Genomic DNA, 13,453 nt, shown 5'->3' with positions numbered 1-13,453 from the left:
AAAGAATTTGCCTGGCGGCACTAGCGCGGCGGTCCCACCTGACCCCATGCCGAACTCAGAAGTGAAACGCCGTAGCGCCGATGGTAGTGTGGGGTCTCCCCATGCGAGAGTAGGGAACTGCCAGGCATCAAATWAAGCAGAAGGCCATCCTCACGGATGGCCTTTTTGCGTTGTGCTGCGTATAAAAAAGCTTAATGCCGGGCAAGCTGCCACACGCTATAGCCTGTAGTAGCACCCGCGACATCCCATGCAAAATCCTTCCAGCTCCAGCCACTTCCTGCCGGGCGGCTATCCCATAACTCTTTTGATGCCCCCAGGCTTACAGAAAACATAAATCCAAAGGCCGCGCTGCGATCCTGATTAATCCCCTGGTGCTGAGCATATTCGTTACCGGCAGCCGCCAGCATGGCTGAGGCGAGGAAATGCTGCGCTTTATCCTGGCCGTGCCATTCGTCATGGGCCATATGGCTGCAACCACTAATGAAAAGAAGACCGAAAAGGGGGAGGTATCGCATTATTATCTCCATTAAAAAGCCCCATCAATGACGGGGCTCAGGGCAAGCGCAGAAGTTACAGTATTCGACTAATCAGCCTGTCGATGCGGATCCGACGCAGACGCCGTATAAGCTTACGTACTTTCACCGGGTAATCGGCGATACTTTGCAGATCACGATAATGCTGCACAACAGTAGTATGCGTACGGATCAATTCCAGCTCTTTATCACGTAGCGGAGCCAGTTCCTGCTTAGGATCGTGGATCAAAATCGCATTTTCCAGATCCAGTCGCCAGGCGCGTGGGTTAAGATTGTTGCCTGTCAGCAGCATCCACTCCTCATCGACCCACATACCTTTAAGATGATAGCTGTTATCTTCATCTTTCCACAGACGAACAACCAGCTGATCGTTATTGACGTAATACTGCAGACGACTCAGGAAACGTCGCAGGTTGATCTCGTAAAGATACGGCAGCGCACCGATGATCTTGAATGGCTCATTTTCGGGGATGAAAAAGTCATTCGCAGTTTTATCACCGACAATAATCTCCACCTTTTTGCCATCGCGCAGCAGCTGGATGATATTGCGCACCAGTATTGCCGGCAAGTTAAAGTATGGCGTACAGATGGTGAGCTTATGCTCGGTGCACGGCATCAGGTGATAGATAGTTTTATTGAGCAGGCTGGATTTTCCCAGCCCGACGAGCGGCGTTACTGCCAGCCGATCGTTATCCGCATCGCCCTGGAAATGATAAGACGCATCGCGTAATTCCTGACGATAAAGTCGGATATCGTTTTTGATTTCCGGGCTTTTCGGACGCTCCGGATTATCCAGACGATTTACGCCGCGCCCTTGTACCAGATTTTGTTTAACCCAGCCGAGCATTACATCCGCCATCTGCGGATTACGGATAAGCTGATAGCGATCGTAACGGTATTTATCGTGTTGATGCAGGTAAACATCATTCAGACTGGCGCCGCTGTACAGCACGCTGTCATCAATAATGAAACCCTTAAAGTGGAGTACGCCGAGCGCTTCACGGGTGTTAACCGGCACGCCGTAAACCGGTACTTCTACGCCAGGATTTTCCTGGGCCATGCGGCAGTACCAGTCTGCGTTAGTATTGGATGCCGCCGCGCCGATGCGTCCACGCTGCGCACGGTGCCAGTCAACCAGTACGCAAACGTCCAGTTCAGGACGCTGCCGTTTGGCATCATAAAGCGCCGATAAAATGCCTTTACCGCCATCGTCCTGCTCCAGATAAAGCGCAATAAGGCAGATGCGGTGCGTGGCACTGGCGATTTTTTGCAGCAGGGTCTCCCGGAAATCCGCAGGAGAGTAGTAAAACGCGACATCATCAACTGACTGAGAGAGCTTAGGTAGTTGGGCAAGGTGTTGTTGATGTTTATTACGCTTGAATTTTGACAACATCACAGTGCGTTTCTTCTCTGTTTATTGAAGGGTCCTCTGTACTAAGCAGACGACAGAAGCGGGCAATGATACCACCAGAGCCAGCCAAAGTGATCAACATTTCCAGTACCTTACTCTTCATTACTCTGCCGTATCCAGCCGGAGCGTCAGGCCAACGATCCCGTCTTCCAGCTGAACATCGACGTTAAATCCGAGTTTTCGCGCCAGCGTTACCATGCCACGATTGTTGGGCATAGTAATACCATTCAGGCGTTTAAGTCCGTGATCGCGGGTATAACTGATAAGTTTTTCCAGCAATCGACGCCCAAGGCCGAGGCCTTTCAGATCGGAGCGTACCAGCACAGCAAACTCCGCATCAATGTTATCCGGATCGGAAATGGCGCGCGTCACGCCAAGGATTTCATCACCCTGATCGGTTCGGCGTACAGCCACAAATGCCATTTCCCGATCGTAGTCGATCTGCGTCATGTTAGCTAAATCTTCATGGGTAAATTCATTGATCTCACTAAAGTAGCGATAGTAGAGATCTTCTTTTGTGACCTGTGAAATGAACTGCTGTAGCTGGGGTTCGTCCTCCGGGAGGATCGGGCGAAACAGGCTACGTTCGCCATTTTTCATCTCCACCCACTCTTCCAGATGCTGCGGATAGGGGCGAATGGCCAGCCGACTGTCATTATTGCCATTAAAGGGCGCCAGTTCGAGCGTCACATCAAGGGCGATGAATTCACTCGCCGAGGCAAGAAGAGGGTGGATATCCAGACGCTGGATCTCCGGGCAGTCGACGATCAGGTTAGACACCTGCACCAGCAGCTGGCTCAGCCCGGCAATATCCAGCGGTCTTAACGCGCTACGGCCGCGGATTTTTTTACTCTTGATCGCCTGGATCACCAGATAACGGGCGAGGTTCATATTAAGCGGCGGCAGGGCAACCGCCGCCTGATCTTCTGCCCGCCACTCCACACCGCCTTCCCCTAACATGATCAACGGCCCGAAGACCGGATCGTGTTCCACCACCACGCGAAGCTCCTGTGCCCCGGCACGGTTTGCCATGCTTTGCACCTGTAAGCCATGGATACGCGCCTGCGGCCAGCGCATTTTCACGCGATCGATAATCGCTTCTGCCGCCTGTTGCACTTCAACCGGCGTGCGCAGGTAGAGCATTACCCCCTGCACCTCCGACTTATGGGGAATATCGGGGGAACGCAGTTTTAGCGCCACCGGGTAACCGATCTGCTCGGCAATATGCACCGCTTCGGCGCTATCGCTGGCGATCCAGGTCGGCAACGTCTGCAGGCCATAAGCACGCAGAACGGGCTGCACTTCATGGGTATCCAGCGAGGTCGCCCCCTCCTCAATCGCTTGTTGCAGGAGGTGATGCGCTTCAGCGGTATTCGCGGTGAGGTTACTGGGCAGCGCAGGGGTCTCACGTAACTGCTTCTGGTTACGACGATACTCAACCATATGCATAAAGGCGGTGATACTTCCTTCCGGCGTGCGATAGGTGGGCAAACCCGCTTCGCTGAACAGTCGTCGCGCCTCCTGGGAGGAGAACTCGCCGCACCAGTTGGTTAACACCGAGACATATTTCCCGCGCGGATGCTTTTTCAGCGCGTCTATTAACGCCCGTGCGCTTTCGCTGCCCGGCGCGGCTGCGCTGGGCGCATGGATCACCAGCAGGGCATCCATGTCCGTGCTGTCGAGCAGAATATTCAGCGCGGCAATGTAACGCTCGCTGCTGGCGTCATCGCGTAAATCAAGCGGATTCCCTGCTTCCACATAATGCGGAAGGGCGTCCCGCAAGCGCGCCAGTACCTCATCGCTGAGGGTGGCCAGTTTGCCGTTACGCAGCCAGAGTTCATCCAGCGCCAGCGCGGCGGGGGCAGCGCCGTTACTGACGAGCATCAACCGCTCCCCGCGCAGCGGCCGCATATGACTTAACGTTTCCACGGCGGAGAAGAGTTCATGGGTGTCCTGAACGCGCAGCAAACCGGCGCGCTGAATAGCCGCATCCCAGGCGGGATCCATGCCGGAATGGGCATGCAGCAGCCGCTGAGCCTGCGGGCTACGACCGCTTTTGATCACCAGAATAGGCTTGTTACGCGAGGCGCTGCGCGCCGCAGACACGAAACGCCGGGCATCGCTGAGGTGTTCAAGGTAGAGCAAAATGGCGCTGGTTTTCGTATCCCGGGCAAGGAAATCGAGCAGCTCATCCACATCGATGTCCAGACTGTCGCCAAGCGCAATAAAGTAGGAGAAGCCCATCTCGCGCTGCTGCGCCCAGTCAAGGATGGTATTGGAAACGGCCGCCGACTGGGAAATAAAGGCGAGTTTTCCGCGCCGGATGGGGACGGGAGAGAAACTGGCGTTCAGCCCCTGCCAGGGAGCCAGCAGCCCCAGGCTGTTTGGTCCCAGCAGACGCATCTGGTAACGGCCCGCGCAGGCCAAAAGTTCAGCATGCTGTTCCGGCTGGGCGGAAAGAATAATGCAGGTTTTACAACCTTTCTCACCCAGCGCCTCCAGTAATGCCAGATTACGGCTGGCATTGGTGCAGAGCACCGCCAGATCGGGGGTAAAAGGCAGGCTCGGTATATCCGGCCAGACCAGCACGCCCTGTACCGCTTTCCACGCGGGGGTGACCGGCAGCACAGGACCGGCAAACCCTCCCGCCAGCAGGTTACGCATCATCAGATAACCGGCACGATCTGGTTTCATGGATGCGCCAATAACGGCAATCGACTTCGGACGTAACAGCGCTTCCAGCCCTCGTTGGCTCATACAGGTCTCCGGAAAAGAGCGACCCGATGATTTTAAACGCTTTCTGGATCTTCTGCTGTGATACTGCCCTGATGATGAGGTTTTCCCGCCAGATAACGTTCCCGGAAACAGGAGAAATGATCGCCCAGCGTCTGCGCCGCTTCGGTATCATCCGCCAGATCTAACAGCGCGATGGCGACTTCCGCCGTGCAGTACTGATCGTCCGCATGGGCGGCGCGCAACCGGTAGGCTGATACGCGGGACAAGTCGACGGAAATCACCGGCAGCGCATCCAGCCACGGGCTTTTACGAAACATTTTACGCGCTTCGGTCCAGGTGCCGTCGAGCATGATAAACAGCGGCGGCTTACCGGCGGGCGGGGCGGCCAGCACCTGACGCTCGCTTCCGGCATAGGAGGCGGGAAACACCACCATCGGCTGATAACGGGGATCGGCCACCAGATCCAGCAGCGCCTGTGGCGGTTCGGTACGCGACCACTGAAAGGCTGCGGTATCCGGCAAGGTATCGGCAATCAGACGCCCGGTATTGCTCGGCTTCATGGGTTCGGTATCAAACATCACCAGGCAAAAGCGGCTGCGCGCGTCGGCAGGCTGAATGGTATCGCACAGGCACTGTTTAAGGGGCAGCAGACAGCGCTGACAGCGGCGGATGCGGTTGCCGCGGGCAAGAAAAGGGCGGGTGGCACGGGCAAGACGTTCAGCCCGGAGTTGCAGGACGGCGTTAGTTTTCATGAGTGCGCGCAGAAAAAACGCTATTGTCGCAGAGGAAAATACGGGGCACAAGTTGTGCCCCGTCAGATCAGAGTGATTCGTTCAGCCAGCTGTCAAAAGGCGCTTTCGGCACGGCGCCGTTTAACATGTCGACTACTTCACCATTTTTGAACAGCATAATGGTCGGAATACTGCGGATACGGAAGCGGGCGCTGAGTTCGCGTTCGGCTTCGGTGTTCACTTTGATAAAGCGTACTTTGCCGCTGCGCTCTTCCGCCACGTCTTCAAAGATTGGCGCAAAGTTACGGCACGGGCCGCACCACGGCGCCCAGAAATCCACCACGACCGGCAGATCGTCCTTGAGCAATTTATCCAGGTTTTCACCGGTGGCGTTAATGACTTCACCATCAAACAGTTCATGACCACAACGCCCACATTTCGCGATGTCATTAACGCGATCCTCGGGAATGCGGTTAAGCGCCTGGCAGCTTGCACATACGGTATTCATAACTAACCTCTGGTAAACCACGGGTACAGGTAGTGACAATAATGTTTCCTGAATGTTACGTATTATCATTGAAGGTGACACAGACAACAACGCGTTTTGTTCAATGAGTACGATAGCCGCTGGCTTTTAAACGAAGTAATGGCTATGCGACTGCACATCGGGTAATCTGCGCGCTTCGCGCAGCGCTGGTGGAGAAAAGCATGAACGACGAACTAAAGAATAAAAGCGGCAAGGTCAAAGTGATGTATGTCCGCAGTGATGATGATTCCGACAAACGCACCCATAACCCGCGTACCGGGAAAGGGGGAGGGCGTCCGGGATCCTCTCGTGCAGACGGTGGCCGTCGCCCCGCCCGCGATGAACGTAAAGGTCCGGGCCGCGATCGCGATCGCAGCCGTGACCGTGATTATGACGGCGAATCCTCTTCGCCATGGCGTACCGTTTCCCGTCCGCCGGTCGACGCGAGCGTGAAGCCGGAGGCCACGACCGCAGGCGGCAAAGCCTTTGTCGATCCTGAAGTCATTCGTCGCCAGCGCGCGGAAGAAACCCGCGTTTATGGTGAAAACGCCTGTCAGGCGCTGTTCCAGAGCCGTCCGGACTGCATCGTCCGCGCCTGGTTCGTGCAAAGCGTCACCCCGCGCTTCAAAGAAGCGCTGCGCTGGATGGCGGCTAACCGCAAGGCATACCACGTTGTGGACGAAGCGGAGCTGGTGAAAGCTTCCGGCACCGAACATCACGGCGGCGTGTGCTTTATTATCAAAAAACGCAGCGGGATCTCCGTTCAGCAATGGGTAGACCAGGCTGGCGAAGAAGATTGCGTACTGGCGCTGGAAGATGTGGGTAACCCGCATAACCTCGGCGCGATGATGCGCAGCTGCGCGCACTTTGGTGTGAAAGGCGTGCTGCTGGATGACGCGGGCATTCTGGAATCGGGTGCCGCGATCCGTACCGCTGAAGGCGGCGCGGAACACGTGCAGGCGGTAACCGGCGACAGCATTATCAGCGCGCTGGATGCGTTCCGCAAAGCGGGTTATACCATAGTCACCACTTCCAGCCATGAAGGTACGCCGTTATCTGCGGCGACGATGCCAAAGAAAATGGTGCTGGTGCTCGGGCAGGAGCGTGACGGGTTATCTGATGCCGCGCTGTCCAGCGCGGATATGAGCATCTCGATTCAGGGCACAGGTAAAGTGGAAAGCCTCAACGTTTCGGTGGCAACGGGTGTGTTGCTGGCGGAATGGTGGCGACAAAACAAAGCCTGATGCAAAAATGCCAGCGTAACGCTGGCATTTTTTTTACTCGGTTTCCGCAGGCAGTACCGGCATCCAGTCGATGGGCGTTTCGCCGTGCTGTTCCAGCCACTCGTTCGCCAGTACGAAATGATGGCAGCCGAAAAAGCCACGGTGCGCCGAAAGCGGCGACGGATGCGGCGCTTTCAATACATGATGGCGCTTGCCGTCGATAATCGCCCCTTTCTTCTGCGCATGAGATCCCCAGAGCAAAAACACCACCCCTTCACGATGTTCATTAATCAACGCGATTACTTTATCGGTAAAGGTTTCCCATCCCAGACTGGCGTGTGAATGCGCCTGACCGGCGCGCACAGTCAGCACCGTATTAAGCAACAGCACGCCCTGACGCGCCCAGCTTTCCAGATAACCGTGCGTCGGCCGTTCAAAGCCCGGGATCGATTTCTCCAGCTCCTTATACATATTCAGCAACGAGGGCGGAATGGCGACGCCAGGACGCACAGAAAACGCCAGACCATGCGCCTGCCCGGGGCCGTGATAGGGATCCTGACCTAAAATAACGACTTTCACGTCCCCCAGTTCAGTAAAACGAAAGGCGTTAAAGACATCTTTCTGCGGCGGGTAGATAGTGGCGCCCGCCTGACGCTCGGCGGCGACGGCGTTAAGCGTGTCGATAAAATAAGGCTGCTGTTTTTCTTCGGCCAGCACATCGTGCCATGTCAGTGAAGTAGTCATGCCGCTCTCCAGCGAAAAGTAATAATGCCTAGCTTAACTGCTTCTGCTGCCAGAATAAAATTGCCAGGCTTCATAGTGCGTCATTGCCCAAAAAAATTTTAAAGCTTACAAAATAATTTTATTCATCACAGGGCTAAAATTGATATAAAACAATTATTTCCATCTATAGGCACTTTTGTAGTGTGGTTTTTATTGATTTAAGTCAAAGAATGACGGCTGGCTGACTGGTATATCTACACTCAAGCAACAATGGTTTTACCAATTGGCCGACATCAGGCCGGTTAAAACAAATTATGAAGCCCGGGAGGCATAACATGATTACAGGTATCCAGATTACTAAAGCCGCAAACGACGATCTGCTGAACTCTTTCTGGCTGCTGGACAGCGAAACCGGTGAAGCACGCTGCGTATGCGCAAAAGCCGGTTTTGCAGAAGACGACGTGGTGGCTGTCAGCAAGCTCGGCGAGATTGAATATCGCGAAGTGCCGATGGAAGTGCAGCCGCAGGTTCGCATTGAAGGCGGTCAGCACCTGAACGTTAACGTGCTGCGTCGTGAAACCCTGATGGACGCGGTTGAACATCCGGAAAAATATCCGCAGCTGACCATTCGTGTTTCCGGCTATGCGGTGCGTTTTAACTCGCTGACCCCGGAACAGCAGCGCGACGTGATTGCCCGTACTTTCACTGAAAGCCTGTGAAAAAGCGTATAAATCAGCGATAAAAAAAGCCGGGTTATTAACCCGGCTTTTTTATTACTCGTTTGTGGTCTCCTGCGAACCGCTTGGCTTGCGGCGCTTACCCACGTTTTTCGCATCGCGATGGCGATTCTTCACCCGCGGTTTCTCTTTTTCTGCTTTTTTCTTCTCGGCGCGTTTCGCCAGCACTTTTTTCGACGGCTTGCCGGTCAGCTTATCGCTTGGCGCACGGGTAGTCGGACGCAATTCATCAATAACGCGGGCTTTCAGCGGCTCGTCAACGTAGCGGCCGACTTTCAGCAGCAGCAGATGATCGTGCGCTTCGACCAGCGAAATCGCCGTGCCTTTACGACCCGCACGACCGGTACGGCCGATACGGTGCAGATAAATATCCCCGCTGCGCGGCATGTCGAAGTTGATCACATGGCTCACATCCGGAATATCGATACCACGGGCCGCCACGTCGGTGGCGATCAGCACGTTTACGCGGCCTTCCGTCAGACGTTTGATGCCTTCGGTACGCTTCGCCTGCGGCATATCGCCTTCGAGGTAGCAGTTGTTAATACCGGCCGTACGCAGCAGACCCGCCAGTTCATGCACACGCTCGCGCTTACGCACAAAGACGATGGTGCGGGTTGCGTCGTCCTGTTTCAGCAGATGCTGAAGCAGCGCCACTTTGTGATCCAGATTATCGGCGCGGTAATACCACTGATGGATTTTCTTACGCTCGCGCGTGGACGGCGTGGCGGAAACTTCTTCCGGATCCTCCAGCAGACGCTCAGCAAACTCTTTCACCGCATTGCCTTCCAGCGTGGCGGAAAACAGCATAGTCTGTTTGCGCCAGCGCGTTTCGCCCGCAATATGTTCAATGTCCTGCGCGAAGCCCAGTTCCAGCATACGGTCAGCTTCATCGAGGATCAGCGTTTCCACTGCGCGGCAGTCAAAGTTTTCTTCTTTTATGTACTGCATCAGACGACCCGTGGTCGCCACCACGATGTCCTGGTTTTCGCTGAATACTTCCGCGTGGTTCATATAGGCGACACCGCCGGTAATGGTAGCGATGTCCAGATGGGTATTGGCGGCTAATTCACGCGCATGTTCCGCAACCTGCATGGCCAGTTCACGGGTCGGCGTCAGGATCAGAATACGCGGCGGCCCGGATTTTTTACGCGGGAAGTCGATTAAATGCTGCAACACAGGCAGCAGGTACGCCGCCGTTTTACCGGTGCCTGTCGGCGCAGAACCGAGTACATCACGGCCTTCCAGCGCGGGCGGAATAGCAGCCGCCTGAATGGCAGTCGGGCGTGTAAACCCTTTATTCTGGAGCGCTTCCAGAAGGGTTTCATCGAGTTCAAGTTCGGAAAAAGTCGTTACAGTCATGTTCTACCTCTGTGTGGGGCGCTGATTATAGACGTTATGGCTGCAATCTTCATCTGTTTGTGTGGATAAGCCTTCCCCGGCTTATCGCTTTCACCTATGCTACCCCGGTTTCATTAAGAAGGTTGTAAAGAATGTCGCCAGGCAAAACGTTGCTTCGTCGTGATGGATTCACGTTTAAACAGTTCTTTGTCGCGCACGATCGCTGTGCGATGAAAGTCGGTACTGATGGTGTTTTACTGGGGGCATGGTCGCCCGTGGCAGGCGTTAAACGCATTCTCGATATCGGCACCGGTAGCGGCTTGCTGGCGCTGATGCTGGCGCAGCGCACCGGCGATACGGTAGCCATTGATGCGGTAGAACTGGATGAGGCCGCAGCCAGTCAGGCCAGGGAAAATGTCGATGAATCCCTGTGGAAAGCGCGCATTCAGGTGCACAGCGCCGACATTCAGCAGTGGGTGAAACAGTGCACCCAGCGTTACGATCTGATTGTCAGTAATCCGCCTTATTTTGAGAAAGGCGTTGAGTGCGCTAGCCCTGAGCGTGAGCAGGCGCGTTATACCACGACGCTGGATCATGCAGCGTTACTGGCCTGCGCGACAGAATGCATTACCGAAGAGGGCTTTTTCTGCGTGGTATTGCCGGAAAATATCGGCAATGTCTTTACGCAAAACGCGCTGGAAGGCGGCTGGCATCTGCGCCTGCGCACCGATATTTCCGACACTGAAGGGCGACTGCCGCACCGTGTGCTGCTGGCATTCTCCCCGACGCAGGGAGAATGCTTTAGCGACCGGCTGGTGATCCGCGGTCCCGATCAGCGCTATTCCGAAGGCTATACGGCGCTGACCCAGGCGTTCTACTTATTTATGTAAGCCTGGCGATAACACCGACGGCCCGGAGGCAGGCAACAGCGCCGGGTAGTCGAGGGTGTAATGCAATCCGCGACTCTCTTTGCGCATCATCGCGCAGCGCACAATCAGCTCCGCCACCTGTACCAGATTCCGTAACTCCAGCAGATTGTTGGAGACGCGAAAATGGGCATAGTATTCGTCGATCTCCTGTTGCAACATCTGTATCCGCCGCAGCGCACGCTCCAGCCGCTTAGTGGTGCGCACAATGCCGACGTAATCCCACATCAGTAAACGCAGCTCATGCCAGTTATGCTGGATCACGACCCGTTCATCGGCGTTATCCACACGGCTTTCGTCCCAGGCGGGCAGGGCGGCAGTGTCACGTACGTAGGGCATACGGCGGGCAATATCTTCAGCGGCAGACCAGCCGTACACCAGGCATTCCAGCAGGGAATTCGACGCCATGCGGTTTGCGCCGTGCAGTCCGGTGTAGCTGACTTCACCGATGGCGTACAATCCGTCGACATCGGTGCGTCCGGCCTCATCCACCATGACCCCGCCGCAGGTGTAATGGGCGGCAGGGACAATGGGTACCGGCTCGCGGGTCAGATCGATGCCCAGACCGAGCAGCTTTTCGTAGATCGTCGGGAAATGCTGGCGCACGAAGGCTTCCGGTTTATGACTGATGTCCAGATACATGCATTCAGCGCCGAGACGTTTCATTTCATGATCGATGGCGCGGGCGACAATATCCCGTGGGGCCAGTTCGGTGCGCTCGTCAAAATCAGGCATAAAGCGGGAACCGTCCGGGCGTTTCAACAGCGCGCCTTCGCCGCGCAGCGCTTCGGTGAGCAGAAAATTACGTGCCTGCGGATGGAAGAGCGCCGTGGGATGAAACTGGTTAAACTCCAGATTCGCCACCCGACAGCCAGCACGCCAGGCCATGGCGATACCGTCCCCGGAGGCAATATCCGGATTGGTGGTGTACTGATACACTTTTGAAGCGCCGCCGGTGGCCAGCACTACCGCTTTGGCTTTACAGGTTTCCACCACTTCTTTATTGCGATCCCAAATCCAGGCACCCACCACGCGACGCGTACCCGGCAGGCCGATTTTATCGGAGATAATGAGATCGACCGCGTTAGCGCGCTCAAGCACCCGAATATTCGGATGGCTCAGCGCCTGGCTGACCAGCGTGGTTTCCACGGCTTTGCCGGTGGCATCGGCGCTGTGCAAAATACGGCGATGACTGTGCCCGCCTTCCCGCGTCAGGTGATAACCCTCAACGCCGTTGGGTTGAGTGTGGGTATCGAATAGCACGCCCTGATCGATAAGCCACTGCACGCAATGACGGGCATTGCTGGCGACAAATTCCGCCGCATGGGGATCGACAATACCGGCACCGGCGATCAGCGTATCTTCCACATGCGCCGCGATACTGTCGGTTTCATCAAACACAGCGGCAATGCCGCCCTGGGCATAAAAAGTGGAACCTTCGCTGACGGGGCCTTTACTCAGTACCAGCACGTTATGGCGTTCAGCCAGACGCAGGGCCAGCGACAGACCGGCAGCACCGCTGCCAATAATCAGCACATCACAGGCGTGTTCAGGTGTTGTGTTCATTTCGTGTTTAATTTACTAAACAAGGTTGTCGCAGCATAGCACTGCCAATCCCATCAGAGCACCTGTTTTTTAAGGCTGTGTTATAGGTACTAAACAGGTTATATCAGTCAGCGCAGATAAAAAAAGTGAAATTAATTTGCGAAGCAGAGCGTTAGCAACAGATTAAGGGATGAAATCGGGGGCGCGTTGCGTTACTCTTCAGGCGGCTAATAATGCCTTTATTGCTGGTCAAAGTACGTGGTTTAAAGTCCGTAGACTTATAATGAGTTATAACCAACAGTTTGCGAAACGATACACAAAAACAAAGGCGTAACGGAACTATTCACGAAACCTATTCTCTAATGACCTGCTTGCTCATAGTGCAGTATTGGAGTGGCGTTTCGATTACGCGTGGAAACAGGGTTTGGGGAGACATTACCTCGGATGAGCGAGCAGTTAACGGATCAGGTCCTTGTTGAGCGGGTCCAGAAAGGAGATCAGAAATCGTTTAACTTACTGGTAGTACGCTACCAGCATAAAGTGGCGAGCCTGGTCTCACGTTACGTGCCGTCTGGCGACGTGCCGGACGTGGTACAAGAGTCCTTTATTAAGGCCTATCGTGCGCTGGATTCATTCCGGGGAGATAGCGCTTTTTACACCTGGCTGTACCGTATTGCGGTGAATACCGCTAAAAATTATCTGGTGGCTCAGGGGCGTCGTCCGCCGTCTACCGATGTTGATGCAATTGATGCGGAAAACTTCGAAAGTGGCGGGGCGCTGAAAGAAATTTCGAACCCTGAGAACTTAATGTTGTCTGAAGAATTGCGACAAATTGTTTTCCGCACCATTGAGTCGCTCCCTGAAGATTTACGCATGGCTATCACCTTGCGGGAGCTGGATGGTTTGAGCTATGAAGAGATAGCCGTCATCATGGATTGTCCGGTCGGTACGGTTCGTTCACGTATCTTCCGTGCGCGGGAAGCCATTGATAATAAAGTTCAACCGCTTATCAGGCGTTGACGAT

Annotated in this window: 13 protein-coding genes and 1 rRNA gene; 6 read left to right on the top strand and 8 right to left on the bottom strand. The window is 55.0% G+C overall.

Annotated features, from left to right (window positions below):
- The first annotated feature begins 10 nt into the window (after positions 1-10).
- A 5S ribosomal RNA gene (gene rrf, locus QRD42_RS19380) occupies positions 11-126 on the top strand.
- A 65-nt stretch (positions 127-191) separates the two neighbouring features.
- Here rrf and QRD42_RS19375 read toward each other — a convergent pair.
- The 5 genes from QRD42_RS19375 to trxC all read right to left on the bottom strand — a co-directional run bounded on the left by QRD42_RS19375 (position 192) and on the right by trxC (position 5,919).
- Entirely contained in the window at positions 192-515 is a 324-nt protein-coding gene (locus tag QRD42_RS19375; protein ID WP_072569508.1) for a YfiM family lipoprotein, read from the bottom strand.
- 55 nt (positions 516-570) lie between these two features.
- A complete protein-coding gene (gene pssA / locus QRD42_RS19370; protein ID WP_415877744.1) occupies positions 571-1,923 on the bottom strand; it encodes a CDP-diacylglycerol--serine O-phosphatidyltransferase in 1,353 nt (450 codons plus the stop codon).
- A gap of 123 nt (positions 1,924-2,046) precedes the next feature.
- A complete protein-coding gene (locus QRD42_RS19365) occupies positions 2,047-4,701 on the bottom strand; it encodes a bifunctional acetate--CoA ligase family protein/GNAT family N-acetyltransferase (protein WP_321987886.1) in 2,655 nt (884 codons plus the stop codon).
- A gap of 32 nt (positions 4,702-4,733) precedes the next feature.
- The gene (locus QRD42_RS19360; RefSeq protein WP_072569395.1) at positions 4,734-5,432 is read right to left on the bottom strand and encodes a tRNA-uridine aminocarboxypropyltransferase; all 699 of its coding nucleotides are present in this window, start codon (positions 5,430-5,432) and stop codon (positions 4,734-4,736) included.
- A gap of 67 nt (positions 5,433-5,499) precedes the next feature.
- The gene (gene trxC, locus QRD42_RS19355) at positions 5,500-5,919 is read right to left on the bottom strand and encodes a thioredoxin TrxC (protein ID WP_072569394.1); all 420 of its coding nucleotides are present in this window, start codon (positions 5,917-5,919) and stop codon (positions 5,500-5,502) included.
- A 200-nt stretch (positions 5,920-6,119) separates the two neighbouring features.
- Here trxC and QRD42_RS19350 point away from each other — a divergent pair, with 200 nt between their 5' ends.
- On the top strand, positions 6,120-7,181 hold the full coding sequence (locus tag QRD42_RS19350) for a tRNA/rRNA methyltransferase (protein WP_072569393.1): 1,062 nt from the start codon (positions 6,120-6,122) through the stop codon (positions 7,179-7,181).
- 33 nt (positions 7,182-7,214) lie between these two features.
- On the opposite strand, the gene ung is transcribed toward QRD42_RS19350, so the two are convergent.
- Positions 7,215-7,904 carry a uracil-DNA glycosylase gene (gene ung / locus QRD42_RS19345; protein WP_072569392.1) on the bottom strand — a complete coding sequence of 230 codons (690 nt, stop codon included), beginning with the start codon at positions 7,902-7,904 and terminating at the stop codon, positions 7,215-7,217.
- 314 nt (positions 7,905-8,218) lie between these two features.
- Here ung and grcA point away from each other — a divergent pair, with 314 nt between their 5' ends.
- Entirely contained in the window at positions 8,219-8,602 is a 384-nt protein-coding gene (gene grcA / locus QRD42_RS19340) for an autonomous glycyl radical cofactor GrcA (RefSeq protein WP_321987885.1), read from the top strand.
- A 54-nt stretch (positions 8,603-8,656) separates the two neighbouring features.
- Here the strand turns inward: grcA and srmB are convergent, their stop codons facing one another.
- Complete coding sequence (gene srmB / locus QRD42_RS19335) at positions 8,657-9,979, bottom strand: ATP-dependent RNA helicase SrmB (RefSeq protein ID WP_321987884.1); 1,323 nt, start codon at positions 9,977-9,979, stop codon at positions 8,657-8,659.
- Between the two features lie 131 nt (positions 9,980-10,110).
- On the opposite strand from srmB, the gene trmN reads away from it, so the two are divergent.
- On the top strand, positions 10,111-10,848 hold the full coding sequence (gene trmN / locus QRD42_RS19330) for a tRNA(1)(Val) (adenine(37)-N(6))-methyltransferase TrmN (RefSeq protein ID WP_321987883.1): 738 nt from the start codon (positions 10,111-10,113) through the stop codon (positions 10,846-10,848).
- Here trmN and nadB read toward each other — a convergent pair.
- Positions 10,837-12,450: an L-aspartate oxidase gene (gene nadB / locus QRD42_RS19325; protein ID WP_321987882.1), complete on the bottom strand. Its 1,614-nt coding sequence runs from the start codon at positions 12,448-12,450 to the stop codon at positions 10,837-10,839. The genes trmN and nadB overlap by 12 nt on opposite strands.
- Positions 12,451-12,817: 367 nt before the next feature.
- Between nadB and rseD the strand changes: the two genes are divergently transcribed.
- Together rseD and rpoE are read left to right on the top strand one after the other, a co-directional pair.
- Entirely contained in the window at positions 12,818-12,877 is a 60-nt protein-coding gene (gene rseD / locus QRD42_RS19320; RefSeq protein ID WP_234007236.1) for a rpoE leader peptide RseD, read from the top strand.
- The gene (gene rpoE / locus QRD42_RS19315) at positions 12,874-13,449 is read left to right on the top strand and encodes an RNA polymerase sigma factor RpoE (RefSeq protein ID WP_072569387.1); all 576 of its coding nucleotides are present in this window, start codon (positions 12,874-12,876) and stop codon (positions 13,447-13,449) included. Before rseD ends, rpoE begins: the two co-directional genes overlap by 4 nt.
- Positions 13,450-13,453 lie beyond the last annotated feature (4 nt).

Origin of the sequence: Enterobacter sp. PGRG2 (genome assembly GCF_030291195.1) — a bacterium.
Taxonomy (GTDB): domain Bacteria; phylum Pseudomonadota; class Gammaproteobacteria; order Enterobacterales; family Enterobacteriaceae; genus Enterobacter_D.
Note: the sequence above shows the minus strand (reverse complement) of the source record. Positions and strands in the feature narration are given on the sequence as shown.